This is a genomic window from Cohnella sp. GCM10027633, from assembly GCF_042675445.1.
Taxonomy (GTDB): Bacteria; Bacillota; Bacilli; order Paenibacillales; family Paenibacillaceae; genus Cohnella.
Map to the genome: position 1 here is coordinate 416,640 of NZ_JBHTGV010000005.1, position 16,334 is coordinate 432,973.

Sequence of the window (16,334 nt, forward strand, 5' to 3'; positions counted from 1 at the left end):
TGATTCATGTATGGATACGGATGGAATGGAACGTATGGATACGCGCAGTACCCTTACGACTACTTGTATCGCGCCTATCCCCCGATTCAGCCGCTGACGTTCGTGCTCGTCCACGGTTCGTGGGCGGACGCGGGCTTCTGGAACGGCGTCGCCGGAGAACTGCGCCGGATGGGGCATAAGGTCTACGTGCCGGAATACCCCGGACACGGCGGCGACCCGAACATGAACGTCACCCACGCGCAAATCACGAAGGCGGTCGCCGATTACATCACGTCGAACGACTTGCGCGATATCATCCTGGTCGGCCACAGCTTCGGCGGGTCCGTCGTACAGAAGACGGCCGAGCTCGTGCCGGAGAGGATCAAACGTCTCGTGTTCATGGACGGGTTCGTGCTCGGCGACGGCCAGTCCGTGCTGGACCAATTCCCGCCGCCCGTGCAGCAGTCTTTCGAGCAGCTCCGGAAGGCGTCGAAGGACGATTCGATCATGCTGCCTTTCCCGGTGTTCCGGGAGCAGTTCGTGAATCTGTCCGACTTGGCGCTCGCGCGGCAGCTCTATGCCGAGGTCCGTCCCGAGCCCGCGAAGCCGGCGTTCGAGAAGCTTGACCTGAAGAAGTTCTATACCCTGCAGATGCCTCGCAGCTACCTCTATCTGACGGAAGACAACGTCCTGCCCCAAGGCGACGGCTACGGTTGGAGTCCGCATATGTCGAGCCGCCTCGGCTTGTTCCGGCTGATCAAGTCCGACGGAGATCACATGACGTACTTCCGCACGAATCCCGCGTTGATGGCGCAGAAGCTATACGAGGCATCGAGAGATTGAGCCGAACGAGATCGCAAAGGGCCGGGAATTCGCTTAATTAGGCGGACGTCCCCGGCCCTTCCGCGTCTTCCGCATTCTCGGGAGCCTTATCGGGCAAAAATAAGTTACGATTGATCATCAGCCCGAGGTAGTCGTCGATCTGCTCGGGAGGAATGCGCGCCCCGTCGTTCATCCACCAAGTGCACAGACCGGACGCCGCGCCGGAGTAGAAGGCGGCCATCATCTCGACGGGGACTTTGAAGTTCATGCCGTTCGCCTGCGCGCGCAGCATGTCCCGCTTGAGCGCTTCCGCTCCGTGCTTCGTCAGCATTTCGTTCAGGAAGCTGCTCTCGCCGGCGGCTTTGGCGAGTACCCGAAATTCCTTCGCGTCCGCGAATCGCATCATCAATCGCATCGGGTGGAAGATCCGTTCCTCGTAGCTCGTGCCCGCGAACAGCTCGTCCATCTTCGCCAATCCGTAGGAGAGCAAGGCGAACTTGTCTTCGAAATGCTTGTAGAAAGTCGTGCGGTGCACCATCGCGGCGTCGCAGATTTCCTGGACGGTGAGCGAATCGAATTCGCGGGCTTCGAGCAAGTCCAGCAGCGCGTTCCATAATAACTTGCGCGTGCGCATCACCCGCATGTCCGTCTTGCCGCTTAGCCTGTCTTTCGTATACATTTCGGCCTCCTTTGTAGATTAGCCTACACTCCGGCTTGATCTGGTTCTTGGCGAATAATGTCGACGCGTGTATATTATTAACTATACAGTTGTAGCTTTACGCATACAAATGTAGATTTTACATTATCGCACGTAGAAGGGTAGGAAACAGAGAGAGATGAATGCTTCAAGCACAAGCGCTCAATCGGGAGCGCCGGATCTTAGTAAAATCAAACGGGGACCGATCGTCATCGCGCTCATCATCGGCGCGTTCGTCGCGATCCTTAACGAGACGTTGCTCGGGAACGCGTTCCCGGAACTGATGAAGGCGTTCGACGTCGAGGCGTCCACGATCCAATGGCTGACGACGGCTTACATGCTCGTCGTCGGGGTGCTCGTCCCGGTAACGGCGTTGCTTCAGCAATGGTTCACGACAAGGCAGATGTTCATCGGGGCGATGACCCTATTCTTGATCGGGACGATCGTCTCGGCGTTCGCGCCAGAGTTCGGCGTGCTGCTGACCGGCCGGATTATTCAGGCGTTAGGCACGGGATTGATGCTGCCGGTCATGATGAACACGATATTGGCCATCTTCCCGCCGGATAAGCGCGGCGGCGCGATGGGCCTCATCGGTCTCGTCATCATGTTCGCGCCGGCGATCGGACCGACGGTGTCCGGGCTGATTCTGGACAAGATGTCGTGGGAATGGCTGTTCATTCTCGTCATTCCGTTGGCTGCTTTCTCGATCGTGTTCGCGGCCGTCTTCATGAAGAACGTATCCACGATCACGAAGCCTAAGGTGGACATCTTGTCCATTCTGTTCTCTACCGCCGGGTTCGGCGGCATCGTCTACGGCTTCAGCTCCGCGGGCGAGAGAGGATGGTCGGATCAGGAAGTCATCTGGACGATCAGCGTCGGCGGGGTCTCGCTGGTGTTGTTCATCTGGCGTCAGCTCCGGCTGAAAGAGCCGGTGCTCGATCTGCGGACGTTCAAGTTCCCGATGTTCACGCTCGTCACGATTCTGCTCTTCGTCCTTATGATGACGCTGTTCTCGACGATGACGATGCTGCCGATGCTCCTGCAAGGCGCGCTGCTCATGACTGCGTTCAAGTCCGGACTCATCATGCTGCCGGGCGGCGTCATCAACGGCATCATGGCGCCCGTCGCGGGCACGTTGTTCGACAAGTTCGGGCCTCGCGTGCTCGTCATCCCCGGTCTTGCGATTACCGTCGGCTCGATCTGGATGTTCACGGGAATCGACGCGGGAACGAGCACGGGCTATATCGTCACGGTTCATATTCTGATGATGATCGGCCTCTCGCTCGTCATGATGCCGGCGCAGACGACCGGCTTGAATCAGTTGCCGCGCCATCTGTACGCGCACGGCTCCGCGATTCTGAATACGTTGATGCAAGTGTCCGGCGCGATCGGGACGGCGCTGTTCATCAGCATCATGTCGAACGGCCAGGAGGATTACCTGGACAAGTCGAGCGATCCGGGAGCTCCGGCGGAGATCGCGAATTCGCTCGTATCCGGCATCAACGACGCGTTCTGGATCGGTCTGGTTATCGGAATCGTGGCGCTCGTCATCGGCTTCTTCATCCGCCGCGTGAAGCCGCCGGAAGGCGAAGAAGCGCGCGAGCCGATGGGTCACTAATCTTCGCATCAAGGACAAGCCCTGCACGACCAAAAAACGGAAGCCCGCGGGCTTCCGTTTTTCATATCATCATCCCTCATTACTTGCTCAACGCGTCCAGTACCGCCTGCACGCCGTAAGCGTTGCCGATCGGACCGTAGCCGAGAGCGAGCTGGCCGTCGACGCCGTACACATGGCCGTTCTGCACGGCCTTCAGCTTCTTCCATACTTCGCCGTCGTCCCACTCGTCGGTAAGCGCGGGGATCGTCTTATCGCTGTAGTTGAAGTAGCCAAGGACGATATAGTCAGGGTCGAGCACGCTCAAGCCTTCAAGCGATAGCTCCGCGCCTTCTGTCATATCGATATCGGCGGATTCCGGCGCCTTGAGTCCCATGCCTTCATAGTACTGCTTCGTGTAATTCGTTCCTTGGAGCCATACCGTCTTGTCGCGAACTTGCAGGAAGGCGACTTTGCCTTCCAAGCCCGCGAGCTTCTCCTTCGAAGACTGCAGCAGCGCGTTATAGTCCGCGATATACTTCGCCGCCGTCTCTTCTTGGCCGACGATTTCGCCGAACTTCGTGACGAGCGCCGGCCAGTTCGACCAGACGTCCGTCGTCGCTTCGTCGATCACGACGGTCGTGGCGATCTTCTCGAGGTCGGCCGTAATGTCCTTGTTGACCGCGTTGCCCGCGAGGATTAAGTCCGGCTTGTAGGCGAGCAGCGCCTCCAGGTTCACTTCCGTGTTCTCGCCGACGATCTTCAGCTCCTGCAGCTTGTCCACGTAAGGCTTATAGCTATCCGTATGAAGCGTCGATTGCGCCTCCGTGAACGGCAGAGCCAGCGCGACCGACGGGATGTCGAACAGCAGCAGCGAATCGCCGTAGCCCCAGTGAACGACCGCAACCTTCTTCGGTTGCTCCTTGATCTCAATGTCGCCGTTCGCCGCTTGGATCGTGCGCGGGAACGCGCTAGTCTCTTGCGACGCGGGAGCGGAAGCCGTAGCCGATGCCGTGCTCTCCGGGGAAGCCGAAGCGGTATTGCCGCTATTCGCGGCATTGTCGTTCGCGTTATTCGAGCCGCAAGCGCTCAGGATTAGAACGATAACTAACAAGCTGGCCCATAGGGCTAGTGATTTCGCGCGCATTCTTCGTCAAGCATCCTCTCTGAATTCCATTATCCGATAACGATTCTCATTATCAATGATGAGATTATCATTCCCCGGCTTGAATGGAAATGGAGATATTCCCGACTTTATAATGGACGATTTCTTCTGCGATATTCTCCGACGGCGCCGGGAGGAAGTCCAGCGTGCTTCTTGAACAGCCTGCTGAAGTAATAGGCATCCAAGTAACCGACGCTCCTCGCGACTTCGGCGACCGAGAATTGACCCGTCGCGAGCAGCTCTCGCGCCCGGTTCATCCGATACTGGATCAAGTAATCGATCGGCCCGATGCCGACGTACTTGCGGAATAGGTAGGAGAAATATTTCGGCTTCATGCGGCACCGTTCCGCCAAGCTGCCCAGCGTAAGCGGCTGCGCGAAGTTCGCTCGGATATACGCGATCGTCTCGTCGATCGGCGCATGGCTATCCAGGTTCCGGTGTTGGCGCTCGGATCGGAGGGCGTTGTTGAGCAACCGGAAGAAGAGCGTCTTCTTCTCCAGCAAGCCCATCGCGTCCGGCGACGAAGCCGCCAGAGCGAGCTGGTCCAGCAGCTGAAGCAGCTCTGGACGAGGTCCGCATGGAGCATCGTGATGTCCGTCAAGCTCGCCGGCTCGGCTCCTTCCGCGACGCAGGGGAGGTAATGGACGAGGCAATATTCGAACGGTTCGTCGCCGGTACGGATTTCGAGCCGCTTACGCCAGCCCCCTAGCAGCGCTTTGCCGGGCTCCATCGCATACCGATCGTCATCCTCGAACCGGAATTCGGCGCTGCCCTTCAAGCAGACGATTAAGCCGCATTTGGTCGTGGGGCGGTTGACGTGTCCGCCGTACGTCTCGTCCGGAGCCAGCACCGTCCGATAGACGCCGTGCACGTCGATAGGCGTACTCGCGAAAGCTTGCGCCAGTTCCTCGTAGGAATAGGCCATAGCCGTTTCCCGCCTTTCCGTAATGTCCGATTGTATCTCATTATACATTTTCCGCGGACGGGCCGTAAAAATCAATCATCGCGGAGTACAACCTGTCGCCGTGCCGCATATGCTGTACATGAGCAACCATCCTCCCTCAAGGAGGTGATGCAAAATGTCGATTATACCGTTGACGTACTGGATGGAAGTCGCTCTCTGGGTCGTTCTTGGCGCGATGGCCGTCGATTTCCTGATCGGCCTGTTCCAATCGCTTACCGGCGGCAAGATCTCGGTCGAACCCGTCCTTGGCCATTTGAAGGACATCGGAGGCTACGTGCTGGCGCTATTGATCCTGGCAGGCGTATCCGTTATGGACACGACGGGCTGGATCGTGGAAGCGGGCTATTATGTCGGCGCGATTGCCGTCGTCGTCAAATATTTAATGAGCATTAAGAGCAAGTTCTAATCGATCCCATCGATAGGAGAGGGGCTCCGCATAGGGCGGAGTCTCTTTTTCATGCTGTTGAGAGAGCGGGGAATTGGATAAAATAAGAGAAACGAGGTTGTCTCGCGTCCGTAGAATGATAGGCAAGCTAGATTGGGATAAAGGGGATTGATCATGCAGACGCCTTGGAAAAAAGCGTTCGCGTATATTTTCGCCGGGCAAATCTTCTCGATTCTGACGTCGTCGATGGTGCAGTTCTCGATCATCTGGCATCTGACGGAGACGACGGAATCGGCGGTCGTGCTAACGATAGCCGGGATGATCGCGTTCCTGCCCCAAGCGGTGCTCGGGCCGTTCATCGGGGTATGGCTGGATCGGATGAACCGCAAAAAGACGATGATCGTCTCCGACTCCGCGATCGCGTTGTTCAGCCTTCTGCTGGGCGTATACTTCTACTTTGGAGATCCGAGCCTGGCGTTCGTCTACCTGATCCTGCTCGTCCGCTCGGTCGCGGCCGCGTTCCATGCGCCGTCGTTCCAAGCGGCCATTCCGTTGATCGCTCCGGCGGAAGAGCTGACCCGGGTAGCGGGCTGGCACCAGATGGTGTTCTCGGTGTCGACCGTCATCGGTCCGGCGCTCGGCATCGCCGTCTATTCGGCGACGTCCATGGGCGTCGTGCTGTTCTTGGACGTGCTCGGCGCATTGATCGCTTGCCTCATGCTGATGAGGGTTCGCATCAACCAACCGAAACCGGCGACGCACGAGAAGAAGGACTTCGCCGCGGAGTTCAAGGTCGGCTGGCAGGCGTTCGTCAAGGTGAAGCCGGTCGTCATCATTACGGGGGCGACGGCGGTATTCAGCATCGCGTTCATGCCGCTCGCGACGCTATTCCCGTTCATGACGCTGTCGCACTTCGGACGGGGAGGATATAGCGCGAGCCTCGTCGAAGCGGTGTTCAGCGCCGGCATGATCGCAGGCGGGCTGGGGTTGTCCGTCCTGGCGTCGAAGGCGAAGGACGTCACGTACATCTGGCTCAGCCTCGTCGCGATCGGCGTCGCGTGCGCGGTCAGCGGCGTGCTCGATCCGGGCGCGTTCGCCGCGTTCGTCGTCATGTCGTTCCTGATGGGAGCGGCGTCCCCGTTCTTCAACGGACCGTACATGGCGATGATTCAGCGGGCGTTCGAGCCGGAGATGCTCGGTCGCGTCATCTCGCTCGTCACGAGCGTCATGCTGCTCGCTTCGCCGATTGGACTGGTGCTGGCGGGGCCGATCGTGGACAAGTTCGGCATCGAGTCTTGGTTCTTCTGGGCGGGCATCGTGACCGTCCTGACCGGGCTGTTCCTCCTGTCTCAGATCAAGCGGCTGCAGGTGGACGCGGCGGAGACGGCGCAAGCGCAATCCTAATGCTTCAAGCACCGAGTTGAGATGACGAATCGTCATCTCAATTTTTTTATGAATTTCTTCAGTGCTTTTCCCTCGCGGTCGAAATCGACTTTCGCTTTGAAGTTGTCGCGGATATTGTGGCATAGAGCGGCATACCGGCGTTCATCCGAGTAGTAGACGATCTTTCGCGCGATCTCGCCGGGCGTTAATCCGTCTATGGCCACGCACGTGATTCCGTCCGACATAAGCTCTATTCCCTGTTTGTCTTCGTAGTCCGCCATTCTTACGATCATCGGCCGCGCTACGGCGGCGCTGTTATAGATCACATGCCCGTACCCGTCGCCGCCGTTCTTGGTATGCCATACGAATCTGGCCTTCTTCATGCATCTCGCGACTTCGGCGGGACCCGCGGCATCTCCGTCCCGGCAGTTCCCGCCGAAGCTTCGGAACGTCCAATCGGGCATTAACCTTTCTATCTCTTCGAACAGCTTCCAATCCGAAACATATTGATCGGCCGTCGCGAAGCAATTGATGAAGGCGTGAATATGGCGGCCCGGGGATGCGAAGTCGGGATGGAACACGGTCAGATCGAACTCTTGATGATAACGAATATAATGGATGTCGCTAGGTACGTCTCTAACTAGCGCGCTGGACATCACGTTCCGCACCTGCCTATCTTCGATAGTCCAAGGATTGCCGATCTGGAAGATCAGCTTCGGCTTGCGGGGATGAACGGCGCAGAGCCGGCGATAAGGTTCGATATGCTCGGGGACCGAAGCGATTACGATATCCACCGGCATTCGGTAGAAGGCTTCTAAAGTAATAGCTTTATGGGCGAATCCTTCGTCTTGGTACGAGTAAACGGAAGGGTAGGGAAGACCTGCGATCGTTCCCTTCAGTTTAAGCGGCGTTGCTCCTTCTATGCTCAGATACTGATTCACCACGCCCGGGTCGTCCGACAACCGCCATAACCCTTGGGTATGCCAATCCAAGCCGATGGGACGATAGAGACTTCCGTTCATGCGTCCTTCGAACAGCATGATCAGACTGTACAACAGCGAGGAGTGATGGAAGTCGGCGAATACCAACGGCTTTGCGTTCACGGGGTTCCCCTCCTTCATGTTATTGCCGCACCCGGTCTGTTTGTCTAGAACGATTGCGGATAATCGACATACACATGACTGTATATATTGCCGACTGCGGGTAATCCATCAGTGGAGGTTGCGAGGATGCAGGTTGTTTTCCGGAATTATTTCTACGAAGCAACGGGCTTCGGCAATTGCGCTCGCCAATTAGCCTGTCGGTTGGAGGATGCCGGCGTCGACGTGAGAATCGAGGTCATGGGAGACCGCAGCGTTTCCTTGGATAAATCGGAGTTGGACAGATTGCGCAGATTGGAGAACAAGCCGAATCAGAGAGACCAGGTCCTGTTAACCCAGGAAGTTCAAAGGCGTTCGCAAGATCGGGGAAGATTCGCGAAGGCGCTCAGCTGTACCATGTGGGAAACTTCCAAAGCCCCGGCGGAGATGGTGGAGGGCTGCAATCAGTTCGACGGTCTTATCCTGCCGAACGAGTTCAATCGTCAAACCTTCTTGAAGGGCGGCGCCAAAGTCCCCTTATTGATCGCGCCTTACGGCGTCGACGCCGACCTGTTCCATCCCGTCGGGAGACGGGAGAGGCTTGGAGAGAGCGAGGAGACGTTCGTATTCCTATCCGTGTTCGGCTGGTCTCACCGCAAGGGACCGGACATTCTGCTGAAAGCTTATCTGCAAGAATTCGGCGAGCATGAACCCGTCGTGCTCCTGATCAAAACGTTCGCGAAGCCGACGGAGCCCATACCGCGGTCCTGGTACGAGCAAGCGATTCAGCAGGTGCCGAGAAAAACGGGCACGCCGAGAGTACGAACGTTCACCGACATTATGACCCCCCGGAAATTGGCTGAGTTATACCGCGGCGCGGACTGTTACGTGTCGCCGACGAGAGGCGAAGGGGTAGGTCTTCCATTCTTGGAGAGCATGGCGTGCGAGACGCCGGTCATTGCCACGGGGTGGAGCGGACATACCGATTTCATTAAGCCCAGCAACGGATACTTGATTCCTTTTCGCTTGGTACCCGCTCAGCCGCTGCATTATACCCAGCTCTACAAACCGGACCAATTATGGGCGGAAGCGGATGGCGGATCGCTGCAATTGATCATGAGGAAGGCGTACGCCGATCGCGATATATCGAGAGCCAAGGCGAAGCAAGCGCGAGAAACCGCGATGCGATGGAACTGGGAACGTTCGGCGGCCCTATTCATCCAGGCGATCGAGAAGACCGTCGGAACGAGAATAACCGCTCCCAAGACGAATGAAATACTGAAACGATAGCGGGGGTATAAGGGATGCGAGTTGGAATCGATATGTACTACGCCCAGCATCAGGTGGCGTTCGACGGTATCGGGAACTATGCTTTTTCTCATATTGCTCATCTATCGGAGCATCCCGATATACAGCTGTATTACTTTCAGCCGGACTACCGCATTCTGACCAAGGAGCAATATCAGACTCAATTATCGAACTTTATTCTGGATAATCGGCTGGATATCTTTCACTTCCCGAGTCCGATGCAGATTCCGTTCCCGGAGATCATCTTGCATGATCGGTTGCCCCGGGTTCGGTTAACCGCTCTTGTTCACGATATTATTCCGTTGATCTATCCCGACGTGTACTTGGCGGATAAGAATATCAAGCGGCTATACCATCTCCAATTGGCGATGCTCAAGAACTTCGATCATTTGTTTACGAACTCGAGGTTCACTGGGAAGGACCTCGTTCGAATCGGATTCGCTCCCGAGTCCATCACGGCAATCGGCGTAGGCTGCCAGGATTTTTTCGTGCTCGAGCAAGCGGATCTGCAAGAAATGCGGCATTTATTCCCTGTAGATAAGCCTTACGTAATGGCGTTCAACCCTTCCGATTATCGCAAGAACGCGGAGAGAATCATTCAAGCGTTCGCTCGGGCCGCGGAACATTCCCGATTCGGCGCGAATGTTCGGTTGCTGTTCGTCAATCAGCTTTCGGAAGCCGTCAGAGCGAAGCTTGACGGGCTGGCGGCGGAGTGCGGCATTGCGGATCGCGTCTTCTATACGGGTCGAATAAGCAAGTCTCAGTTATTGCGTCTGTATAACCGAGCGCAGGGACTCGTCTTTCCCTCCTTGTACGAGGGGGTCGGGCTGCCTGCGCTCGAGGCCATGCTATGCGGAACGCCCGTTCTTACGTCCAACGGCAGCTCCATGCCCGAGATCGTCGGGGATGCGGCCATTCAAGTGGATCCGCATGACGTGAACCAAATCGCGCAAGGGCTGGTCGAGCTCGTGTCCAACGCCGCATTGCGGCGCAAACTCGTCGAACGCGGGTTCAGGCAAGCCGAACGGTTCCAGTGGACGGCCGTATCGAACCGTACGGCCGCCAAATTCCGCGAGCTGGTCAAACAAGCCCCGAAATTGAAAAACATAGCGGAGCATTCCGTTGCGAACGACGAACTGGAGGATACGTTGGAGCAATTGAAATCGGATCTGGCCGAGAGATACGATCGGGACAGGGAAAGCTTGCTGAACGAATTGCGAAGCGACATCGATAGAACCGTAGCCGATCTCTATCAATATATCGACCGGATGTTCGAGCAAGGGACGATCGGCGATACGCATCCCAAACCGTCGATAACTTCCGCCTCTCGTCGTATTCATGAACGGAGTACGGGCCATCGGAGGAGCAAACAACGAAATCGATCGAAACAGAAGTCGTCGTTCAAGAAGAAGAGCTCGACGAGGCGCAGGAAGATCGCGAAGCGGGCGGATTAGAACGCCTTTTCCAATCCTTCGTAGACGACATACTTCTTGTAGGCTTCAATGTCTTGACTTCGGTAAACGCGAAGAAGCTTCAGTTTGGCGCGCAAAGTGTTCAAATCCAATATTCGATCGCTTAATTTGAACGCGTACAGATTGTTCTTGACTAACCGATGCATCACCTCGGACAAGGCGATATGTTGGGGATGTCCGTATTCTCCGTTCAAGCCGTGCGTTACGATCATTTCATATGTTCTTTCGTTAAGTACCCGCTCGATATCCCGGCTTAGCCGCGTACGATCGAAGTCGCCGTCGTACCGATCTTCATAGTTCCATATTTCATAGTCTGCCTGCACGAATGCCATGGCTTTCGCGTATTCGCGCCTTCGCGATTCGTTATCTCCGTTGGTGACGCAGATCACCTTCCAGCGTTTATCCCCCAGCAACAACGCTCCCCCGAATATGCTCTCGTCGTCGGGATGAGCCACGACCATAAGACGATCAGCCAATCGATGATCCCTCCGCGCGCGATACGGCCTATTTTTTTCCATACTATGAGTCGCTTCGGGTTTCGTGCAAGAATTCGATCGCCGCCGAATAACGACGAACCGGCGATCGCCTCTTGCGAGGGATCGCCGGTTCGTATATCCGTCTATTTGAGCTTGCTCAAATCCTCCGTTCGATGGAATATGTTAGGAAAATTCGAACCCTGTCTGGGCGAATGACATAGATTGATCCTACAACGGGATTCAGGAGAAGGAGAGACTCGCCATGAAGCGATGGAGACAGACCGCCATGCTGTCGCTCGCCGCCGCGTTGATCGTCGTGCTGGCCGCTTGCGGAGGGGACGGCAACGACAAGTCGTCCGAGAAGGTAACCGTCAAGTTTTCCGAGGTAATCCGGTCCATCTTCTACGCGCCGCACTATGCGGCCATGTCGCAAGGCTTCTTCGAGGACGAGGGCATCGCGCTCGACCTCAACACCGCCCAAGGATCCGATAAGGGCGCCGCCGCATTGCTCGCGGGCACGGCCGACATCTCGATGGTCGGTCCGGAGACGGCGATCTACATTCACAACCAGAAGGGCGATAAGACGCTCAAAATATTTTACCAGCTTACGATGAAGGACGGCTCGTTCCTGCTGTCCCGCGAGAAGCTCGATTCGTTCGAGTGGAGCGACTTGGCGGGCAAGAAGGTCATCGGGTGGCGTACGGGCAGCGCGCCGGGGATGGTCATGAACTCCACTCTGCTGAAGGAAGGGGTGACGGACGCCGAAGTCGTCACCAACATCGCGGCACCGGCGATGGCGGGCGCGTTCGCGAGCGGCCAGGGCGACTTCATCCAGTTGTTCGAGCCGGTCGCGTCGACGCTCGTCAAGGAAGGCAAGGCGTATTACGCGGCATCGCTGGGCGAAGCGTTCGGCGCGTTCCCCGAGACGTCGTACGTCGCGACTTCGGACTATATCAAGGATCATCCGGACGTCATCCAGCGGTTCTCCAACGCTGTCGCCAAGGGCGCCGCTTGGCTGCAGACCGCGTCCGACGACGATATCGCGAAGGCGCTCGCCCCGTTCTTCGAGGGCACTTCGAGCGATCTGATCATCCAGTCGATCGAGCGGTATAAGGGGCAGGACACATGGACGACCGATCCGGTGATGACGCGGGAGCAGTTCGATACGCTGCAAGCGGTGCTCGTCGAGAACGGCGTGCTGAAGGCGGAAGAGAAGATCGCGGATATGGACGCCGTCGTCGATATGACCTACGCGAAGAAGATCGATACGGAGTAACCGGCCATGAAGCAGATCGAAGTGCATGACGTCGGACTCAGCTATTTTACGCCGAAGCAAGAGACGGAAGCGCTCCGGGACGTGAACATGGAGATCGGCTCGGGAGAGTTCATCAGCATCGTGGGACCGAGCGGCTGCGGGAAGAGCACGCTGCTCTCCCTCGTCTCCGGCATGCTGAAGCCGACGTCCGGGAAGGTGTTGGTCGGCGGCCGGGAAACGTCGGGCGTCTCCCCGAAGGTCGGCTACATGCTGCAGCGCGACCACCTGTTCGAATGGCGCGACGTGCTGAGCAACCTGCTCGTCGGCGCGGAAATCCGGCGGCTGGACCGAGGAAGGGCGCTGGTTCGGGCGCGGGAGCTGCTGGAGCGTTACGGGTTGGCGGGCTTCGCCGGACACAGTCCGGAGCAGCTGTCCGGCGGCATGCGCCAGCGGGTCGCGCTCATTCGGACGCTCGTCACCGACCCGGACATTCTGCTGCTCGACGAACCGTTCTCCGCGCTCGACTACCAATCCCGCCTAACGCTGGCGGAAGACGTGTTCCATATCATCAAGGATCAAGGCAAGACCGCGATCCTCGTCACGCACGATATCTCGGAGGCGATCAGCATGGCCGACCGCGTGCTCGTCATGTCGAAGCGTCCGAGCTCGATCATCGCCGAATATCCGATCTCGTTCGAGGAAGGCGAGGGCCTATCCCCGTGGAAGAAACGGGAAGCGGGCCGGTATCACGAATACTTCAACTCCATATGGAAGGATCTCGATGGCCATGTCGTCACCGCGCGATAACGAGCCGTCGCCGGGATACGTCCGGTACAAGAAGCTGCAGAAGCGGGCGCGCGCGGGGATCGTCCTGTCGCGCCTCGCGCTGCTCGTCGCATTCCTCGGACTATGGGAACTGGCGGCCAGGCTGAAATGGATCGACCCGCTGCTTACGAGCCAGCCGTCCAAGGCGGCGACGACGTTCCGCGAGCTGGCGTTCGAAGGCTCCCTGTTCATGCATGCCCGCGTGACGGCGACCGAGACGATCATCGGCATCGTCGTATCGATGGCGCTCGGCACGTTGATCGCCGTTCTGTTCTGGTGGTCGACTTACGCTTCCAAGGTGCTGGAGCCTTATATGGTCGTGCTGAACGCGCTGCCCAAGGTGGCGCTCGGGCCGATCTTCTACATCTGGCTCGGCGACCGATATTCCGTCTACGGGATGGCCGTCGCGATCTCGGTCATCGTCACGATCATCATGGTGGAGAACGGCTTCAAGGACATCGCGCGCACGAAGCTTCAGTTGATGGATTCGTTCGGAGCTACCAAGCTGCAGATGCTGCGGATGGTCATGCTGCCGGCCAGCGTGCCGAACCTGATCGCGACGCTCAAGGTGAACGTCGGACTGACGCTCGTCGGCGTCGTGATGGGAGAGTTCCTGTCCTCGAAGGCGGGACTCGGCTATCTCATCATCTACGGCGGGCAAGTGTTCCAGATGAACATGGTCATGGTCAGCATCTGCATGCTGGCGCTGATGTCCGTATTGCTATACGGCATCGTTAATCTGATCGGCAACGCGCTCTTGAAGCGGGGCTTTCACGGGAAGATGTGAGGCCTCGCTTTGCTTTTTTGCTTTCGGGCGCGTATGCGAGTAGAATAGATCAGTCTGCCCGGAGATGGGGTGCCGTCTTCGGGCTATGCGCCGTCCCGATGATTCGTCAAATCGCCGGGTATCGATCGGGGCATTTTACAGTACGTTGGGGGTGGAAGAACGCGTGGAAACCGAAACGAAGCCGGACCTGCAGGCCGTGCCGATCTGGCGTTGCGTAGACAAAGAATGCAAAGCCTGGACGCGGGAAGAGCTGGCGACGTCGGACGCGCCGGAATGTCCGCTGTGCAAGGGACAGATGATTCGGGGCATCAAGCATTTGCCGAAGCTCGTGAAGAAGCATAAGGCGGCGCGCAAGCCGGCCGATCCTTGGAAGTAGAGAGATAGACTATTAAGAACCAAAGACGCTTTCCGCGATTCGCGCAGCGTCTTTGTTCGTATTTCAGCCTCTATATACGAAGATTCGTACCCATGACGCAACGGTCAGTTGATCATTCGCATTCTCCCTTGCCAATACGGCTTGCGAATTTCCGCTTTGTTCAGCTTGCCGACCGAAGTTCTGGCCAGCGTATCCGTAATCGCTAATCGAGTAGGGAGCTTATAGACCGCAAGCCGGCCGGCGCACCAGACCCTGAGCTCCTCTAACGACAGCTCGGCATGTTCTTTTACTACGATCACTGCGGTCACCTCTTCGCCATCGTCCGGCAGCGGCGTTCCGATGACGGCAACCTCCTCGATCGCGGGATGCGTGCTCAATGCTTCCTCGACTTCCGAGCCGTATACGTTCGAGCCGCCTACGATAACGATGTCTTTTTTTCGATCCAGCAGATATAGAAAGCCGTCCTTGTCGAACTGGCCAATATCGCCCGTATGCAACCATCCGTTCCGCAGCGCATTGCTCGTCTCTTCGGGATTGTTCCAGTACCCCAGCATGAGTTGTTCTCCTCTGCAGATGACCTCGCCGAAGGCCCCTTCCTCCACATCTTGGCCCGATTCGTCGACGATGCGTACTTCGAAAGGCCGTTGTCCCCAATACTCCGTATGCTTCGGGTTCCCTACGGATAGGATTCGGTCGGGGGTGCCTAGGGCAAAACAGTCGTTAATGGAGACGAAGCTAATGAATTGACCGCTCTCCGTCTGCGAATATACTTCGATCAGATGGGCGTTCGGGAATACTTCGCGCGCTTGCTTGAAGGTTGTCTCGCCGAAGGGAGTGCCGCCGCAGGAAATGCCTTCGACGTAGGGTATAGGCGTGTCCCGTTGCGTCAGCAAGCGAACGATGTCTTTGAATAGCAACCCGACGGTGCCGATGGATTTCAGCTGTTCGCGCTCGATGAGCCGCACGGCTTCTTCCGCTTGCAGCGGGTACGTGTCCGGGTAGACAAGGCAACCGCCTTCGAACAACGTTGTCCACAAGATGAACTGTCCGGTCAGGTGCGCCTGGTTCGGGACGAGGGACTTCTTCGTCTTGTTGTGTCCGCCGCCTCTCTCCGGATTCAGGAATGACCAGCTGGCGATGCCGCGGTGCGAGTGCATGACGCCTTTGGAACGGCCGGTCGTTCCGCCGGTATAGATAATGAGCGCGACATCGTCGGGCGATGCTTGATGCCATAGGGTTAGTTGAGGGGAGTCTGAGATGAAACTCGCGATGGAAGGGCGGGATTGCGTCGAACGAACGGGAATGGGGTGGATAATGGAGAGTGTTTCCACGCATTCGGAGATTTTCGCGTTCTCCGAATCGTAGACGATGGCAATCGGGTCGGCATCTCTGACGATCTGGACAATTTCATCTCGCGCTAGACCGGGGAAGATTCCAACCGGTATCGCTCCGATGGCGATTGCGGCGCATTCCGCGATGGCGAGAGAGGGGGAAGGGTCGCTAAGCAGAACAATCCGATCGCCAGGCTTGACACCAAGCTCCCGTAGTCCATAGGCAACGCTATTCGCGTAACAAAGTACTTGTTCGTAGGTGTAAGAACCATGTCGATCTTTCATGGCATCGCGATCGGGCTGCATGCGGGCGACCGTCGGCAGTATTTGCGATAGCAACATAGCGGCGCCTCCTCCTTATGAATTGTAATAATTCCTATAAATTTACCCTGCTATTGAAGCGTATCATGGGAGAGGCGGTGCGACAAATTGCGAT

General features: G+C 57.3%; 17 protein-coding genes. 10 read left to right on the plus strand and 7 right to left on the minus strand.

Features of this window, described 5'->3' with window-relative positions:
- Positions 1 to 6 precede the first annotated feature (6 nt).
- Positions 7 to 822: an alpha/beta hydrolase gene (locus tag ACFQZG_RS15335; RefSeq protein ID WP_378153969.1), complete on the plus strand. Its 816-nt coding sequence runs from the start codon at positions 7 to 9 to the stop codon at positions 820 to 822.
- Between the two features lie 37 nt (positions 823 to 859).
- Here the strand turns inward: ACFQZG_RS15335 and ACFQZG_RS15340 are convergent, their stop codons facing one another.
- A complete protein-coding gene (locus tag ACFQZG_RS15340) occupies positions 860 to 1,480 on the minus strand; it encodes a TetR/AcrR family transcriptional regulator (protein ID WP_378153970.1) in 621 nt (206 codons plus the stop codon).
- 157 nt (positions 1,481 to 1,637) lie between these two features.
- On the opposite strand from ACFQZG_RS15340, the gene ACFQZG_RS15345 reads away from it, so the two are divergent.
- Positions 1,638 to 3,116, plus strand: coding sequence for a DHA2 family efflux MFS transporter permease subunit (locus ACFQZG_RS15345; protein ID WP_378153972.1), 1,479 nt, complete (start codon positions 1,638 to 1,640; stop codon positions 3,114 to 3,116).
- 79 nt (positions 3,117 to 3,195) lie between these two features.
- Here ACFQZG_RS15345 and ACFQZG_RS15350 read toward each other — a convergent pair whose 3' ends face one another.
- The 3 genes from ACFQZG_RS15350 to ACFQZG_RS15360 form a co-directional block, all read right to left on the minus strand.
- Positions 3,196 to 4,239, minus strand: a complete 1,044-nt coding sequence (locus ACFQZG_RS15350; protein WP_378153973.1) for an ABC transporter substrate-binding protein — start codon at positions 4,237 to 4,239, stop codon at positions 3,196 to 3,198.
- 107 nt (positions 4,240 to 4,346) lie between these two features.
- Positions 4,347 to 4,592, minus strand: coding sequence for a helix-turn-helix transcriptional regulator (locus tag ACFQZG_RS15355; RefSeq protein ID WP_378153975.1), 246 nt, complete (start codon positions 4,590 to 4,592; stop codon positions 4,347 to 4,349).
- Positions 4,589 to 5,182, minus strand: coding sequence for a hypothetical protein (locus tag ACFQZG_RS15360; RefSeq protein WP_378153976.1), 594 nt, complete (start codon positions 5,180 to 5,182; stop codon positions 4,589 to 4,591). Before ACFQZG_RS15360 ends, ACFQZG_RS15355 begins: the two co-directional genes overlap by 4 nt.
- A gap of 154 nt (positions 5,183 to 5,336) precedes the next feature.
- On the opposite strand from ACFQZG_RS15360, the gene ACFQZG_RS15365 reads away from it, so the two are divergent.
- Together ACFQZG_RS15365 and ACFQZG_RS15370 are read left to right on the plus strand one after the other, a co-directional pair.
- Positions 5,337 to 5,627 (plus strand): hypothetical protein, encoded by a 291-nt coding sequence (locus ACFQZG_RS15365; RefSeq protein WP_378153977.1) that lies wholly within the window; start codon positions 5,337 to 5,339, stop codon positions 5,625 to 5,627.
- 153 nt (positions 5,628 to 5,780) lie between these two features.
- Complete coding sequence (locus ACFQZG_RS15370) at positions 5,781 to 7,010, plus strand: MFS transporter (RefSeq protein ID WP_378153979.1); 1,230 nt, start codon at positions 5,781 to 5,783, stop codon at positions 7,008 to 7,010.
- 32 nt (positions 7,011 to 7,042) lie between these two features.
- On the opposite strand, the gene ACFQZG_RS15375 is transcribed toward ACFQZG_RS15370, so the two are convergent.
- A complete protein-coding gene (locus tag ACFQZG_RS15375) occupies positions 7,043 to 8,092 on the minus strand; it encodes a hypothetical protein (RefSeq protein ID WP_378153981.1) in 1,050 nt (349 codons plus the stop codon).
- A gap of 126 nt (positions 8,093 to 8,218) precedes the next feature.
- Here ACFQZG_RS15375 and ACFQZG_RS15380 point away from each other — a divergent pair, with 126 nt between their 5' ends.
- Both ACFQZG_RS15380 and ACFQZG_RS15385 read left to right on the plus strand, forming a co-directional pair.
- Complete coding sequence (locus tag ACFQZG_RS15380) at positions 8,219 to 9,358, plus strand: glycosyltransferase family 4 protein (RefSeq protein WP_378153983.1); 1,140 nt, start codon at positions 8,219 to 8,221, stop codon at positions 9,356 to 9,358.
- Positions 9,359 to 9,372: 14 nt separating this feature from the next.
- Complete coding sequence (locus tag ACFQZG_RS15385) at positions 9,373 to 10,830, plus strand: glycosyltransferase family 4 protein (protein ID WP_378153985.1); 1,458 nt, start codon at positions 9,373 to 9,375, stop codon at positions 10,828 to 10,830.
- On the opposite strand, the gene ACFQZG_RS15390 is transcribed toward ACFQZG_RS15385, so the two are convergent.
- Positions 10,827 to 11,324, minus strand: a complete 498-nt coding sequence (locus tag ACFQZG_RS15390; RefSeq protein ID WP_378153987.1) for a PIG-L family deacetylase — start codon at positions 11,322 to 11,324, stop codon at positions 10,827 to 10,829. The genes ACFQZG_RS15385 and ACFQZG_RS15390 overlap by 4 nt on opposite strands.
- Before the next feature lie 262 nt (positions 11,325 to 11,586).
- Between ACFQZG_RS15390 and ACFQZG_RS15395 the strand changes: the two genes are divergently transcribed.
- The 4 genes from ACFQZG_RS15395 to ACFQZG_RS15410 all read left to right on the plus strand — a co-directional run bounded on the left by ACFQZG_RS15395 (position 11,587) and on the right by ACFQZG_RS15410 (position 14,567).
- Complete coding sequence (locus tag ACFQZG_RS15395) at positions 11,587 to 12,600, plus strand: ABC transporter substrate-binding protein (RefSeq protein WP_378153989.1); 1,014 nt, start codon at positions 11,587 to 11,589, stop codon at positions 12,598 to 12,600.
- Positions 12,601 to 12,606: 6 nt separating this feature from the next.
- The gene (locus ACFQZG_RS15400; RefSeq protein WP_378153991.1) at positions 12,607 to 13,386 is read left to right on the plus strand and encodes an ABC transporter ATP-binding protein; all 780 of its coding nucleotides are present in this window, start codon (positions 12,607 to 12,609) and stop codon (positions 13,384 to 13,386) included.
- Entirely contained in the window at positions 13,361 to 14,191 is an 831-nt protein-coding gene (locus tag ACFQZG_RS15405; protein ID WP_378153992.1) for an ABC transporter permease, read from the plus strand. Before ACFQZG_RS15400 ends, ACFQZG_RS15405 begins: the two co-directional genes overlap by 26 nt.
- A 163-nt stretch (positions 14,192 to 14,354) precedes the next feature.
- The gene (locus ACFQZG_RS15410; protein ID WP_378153994.1) at positions 14,355 to 14,567 is read left to right on the plus strand and encodes a cold-inducible protein YdjO-related protein; all 213 of its coding nucleotides are present in this window, start codon (positions 14,355 to 14,357) and stop codon (positions 14,565 to 14,567) included.
- A 104-nt stretch (positions 14,568 to 14,671) separates the two neighbouring features.
- On the opposite strand, the gene ACFQZG_RS15415 is transcribed toward ACFQZG_RS15410, so the two are convergent.
- Complete coding sequence (locus ACFQZG_RS15415) at positions 14,672 to 16,240, minus strand: class I adenylate-forming enzyme family protein (protein WP_378153996.1); 1,569 nt, start codon at positions 16,238 to 16,240, stop codon at positions 14,672 to 14,674.
- Positions 16,241 to 16,334: the final 94 nt, after the last annotated feature.

Bases quoted from the DNA above. Each gene is read 5' to 3' on its own strand.
- ACFQZG_RS15405 (WP_378153992.1), top strand. From the start codon at position 13,361: ATGGCCATGTCGTCACCGCGCGATAACGAGCCGTCGCCGGGATACGTC.
- ACFQZG_RS15340 (WP_378153970.1), bottom strand. From the start codon at position 1,480: ATGTATACGAAAGACAGGCTAAGCGGCAAGACGGACATGCGGGTGATG.
- ACFQZG_RS15370 (WP_378153979.1), top strand. From the start codon at position 5,781: ATGCAGACGCCTTGGAAAAAAGCGTTCGCGTATATTTTCGCCGGGCAA.
- ACFQZG_RS15395 (WP_378153989.1), top strand. From the start codon at position 11,587: ATGAAGCGATGGAGACAGACCGCCATGCTGTCGCTCGCCGCCGCGTTG.
- ACFQZG_RS15355 (WP_378153975.1), bottom strand. From the start codon at position 4,592: ATGAAGCCGAAATATTTCTCCTACCTATTCCGCAAGTACGTCGGCATC.
- ACFQZG_RS15415 (WP_378153996.1), bottom strand. From the start codon at position 16,240: ATGTTGCTATCGCAAATACTGCCGACGGTCGCCCGCATGCAGCCCGAT.
- ACFQZG_RS15385 (WP_378153985.1), top strand. From the start codon at position 9,373: ATGCGAGTTGGAATCGATATGTACTACGCCCAGCATCAGGTGGCGTTC.
- ACFQZG_RS15365 (WP_378153977.1), top strand. From the start codon at position 5,337: ATGTCGATTATACCGTTGACGTACTGGATGGAAGTCGCTCTCTGGGTC.
- ACFQZG_RS15400 (WP_378153991.1), top strand. From the start codon at position 12,607: ATGAAGCAGATCGAAGTGCATGACGTCGGACTCAGCTATTTTACGCCG.
- ACFQZG_RS15380 (WP_378153983.1), top strand. From the start codon at position 8,219: ATGCAGGTTGTTTTCCGGAATTATTTCTACGAAGCAACGGGCTTCGGC.
- ACFQZG_RS15350 (WP_378153973.1), bottom strand. From the start codon at position 4,239: ATGCGCGCGAAATCACTAGCCCTATGGGCCAGCTTGTTAGTTATCGTT.
- ACFQZG_RS15360 (WP_378153976.1), bottom strand. From the start codon at position 5,182: ATGGCCTATTCCTACGAGGAACTGGCGCAAGCTTTCGCGAGTACGCCT.
- ACFQZG_RS15335 (WP_378153969.1), top strand. From the start codon at position 7: ATGTATGGATACGGATGGAATGGAACGTATGGATACGCGCAGTACCCT.
- ACFQZG_RS15345 (WP_378153972.1), top strand. From the start codon at position 1,638: ATGAATGCTTCAAGCACAAGCGCTCAATCGGGAGCGCCGGATCTTAGT.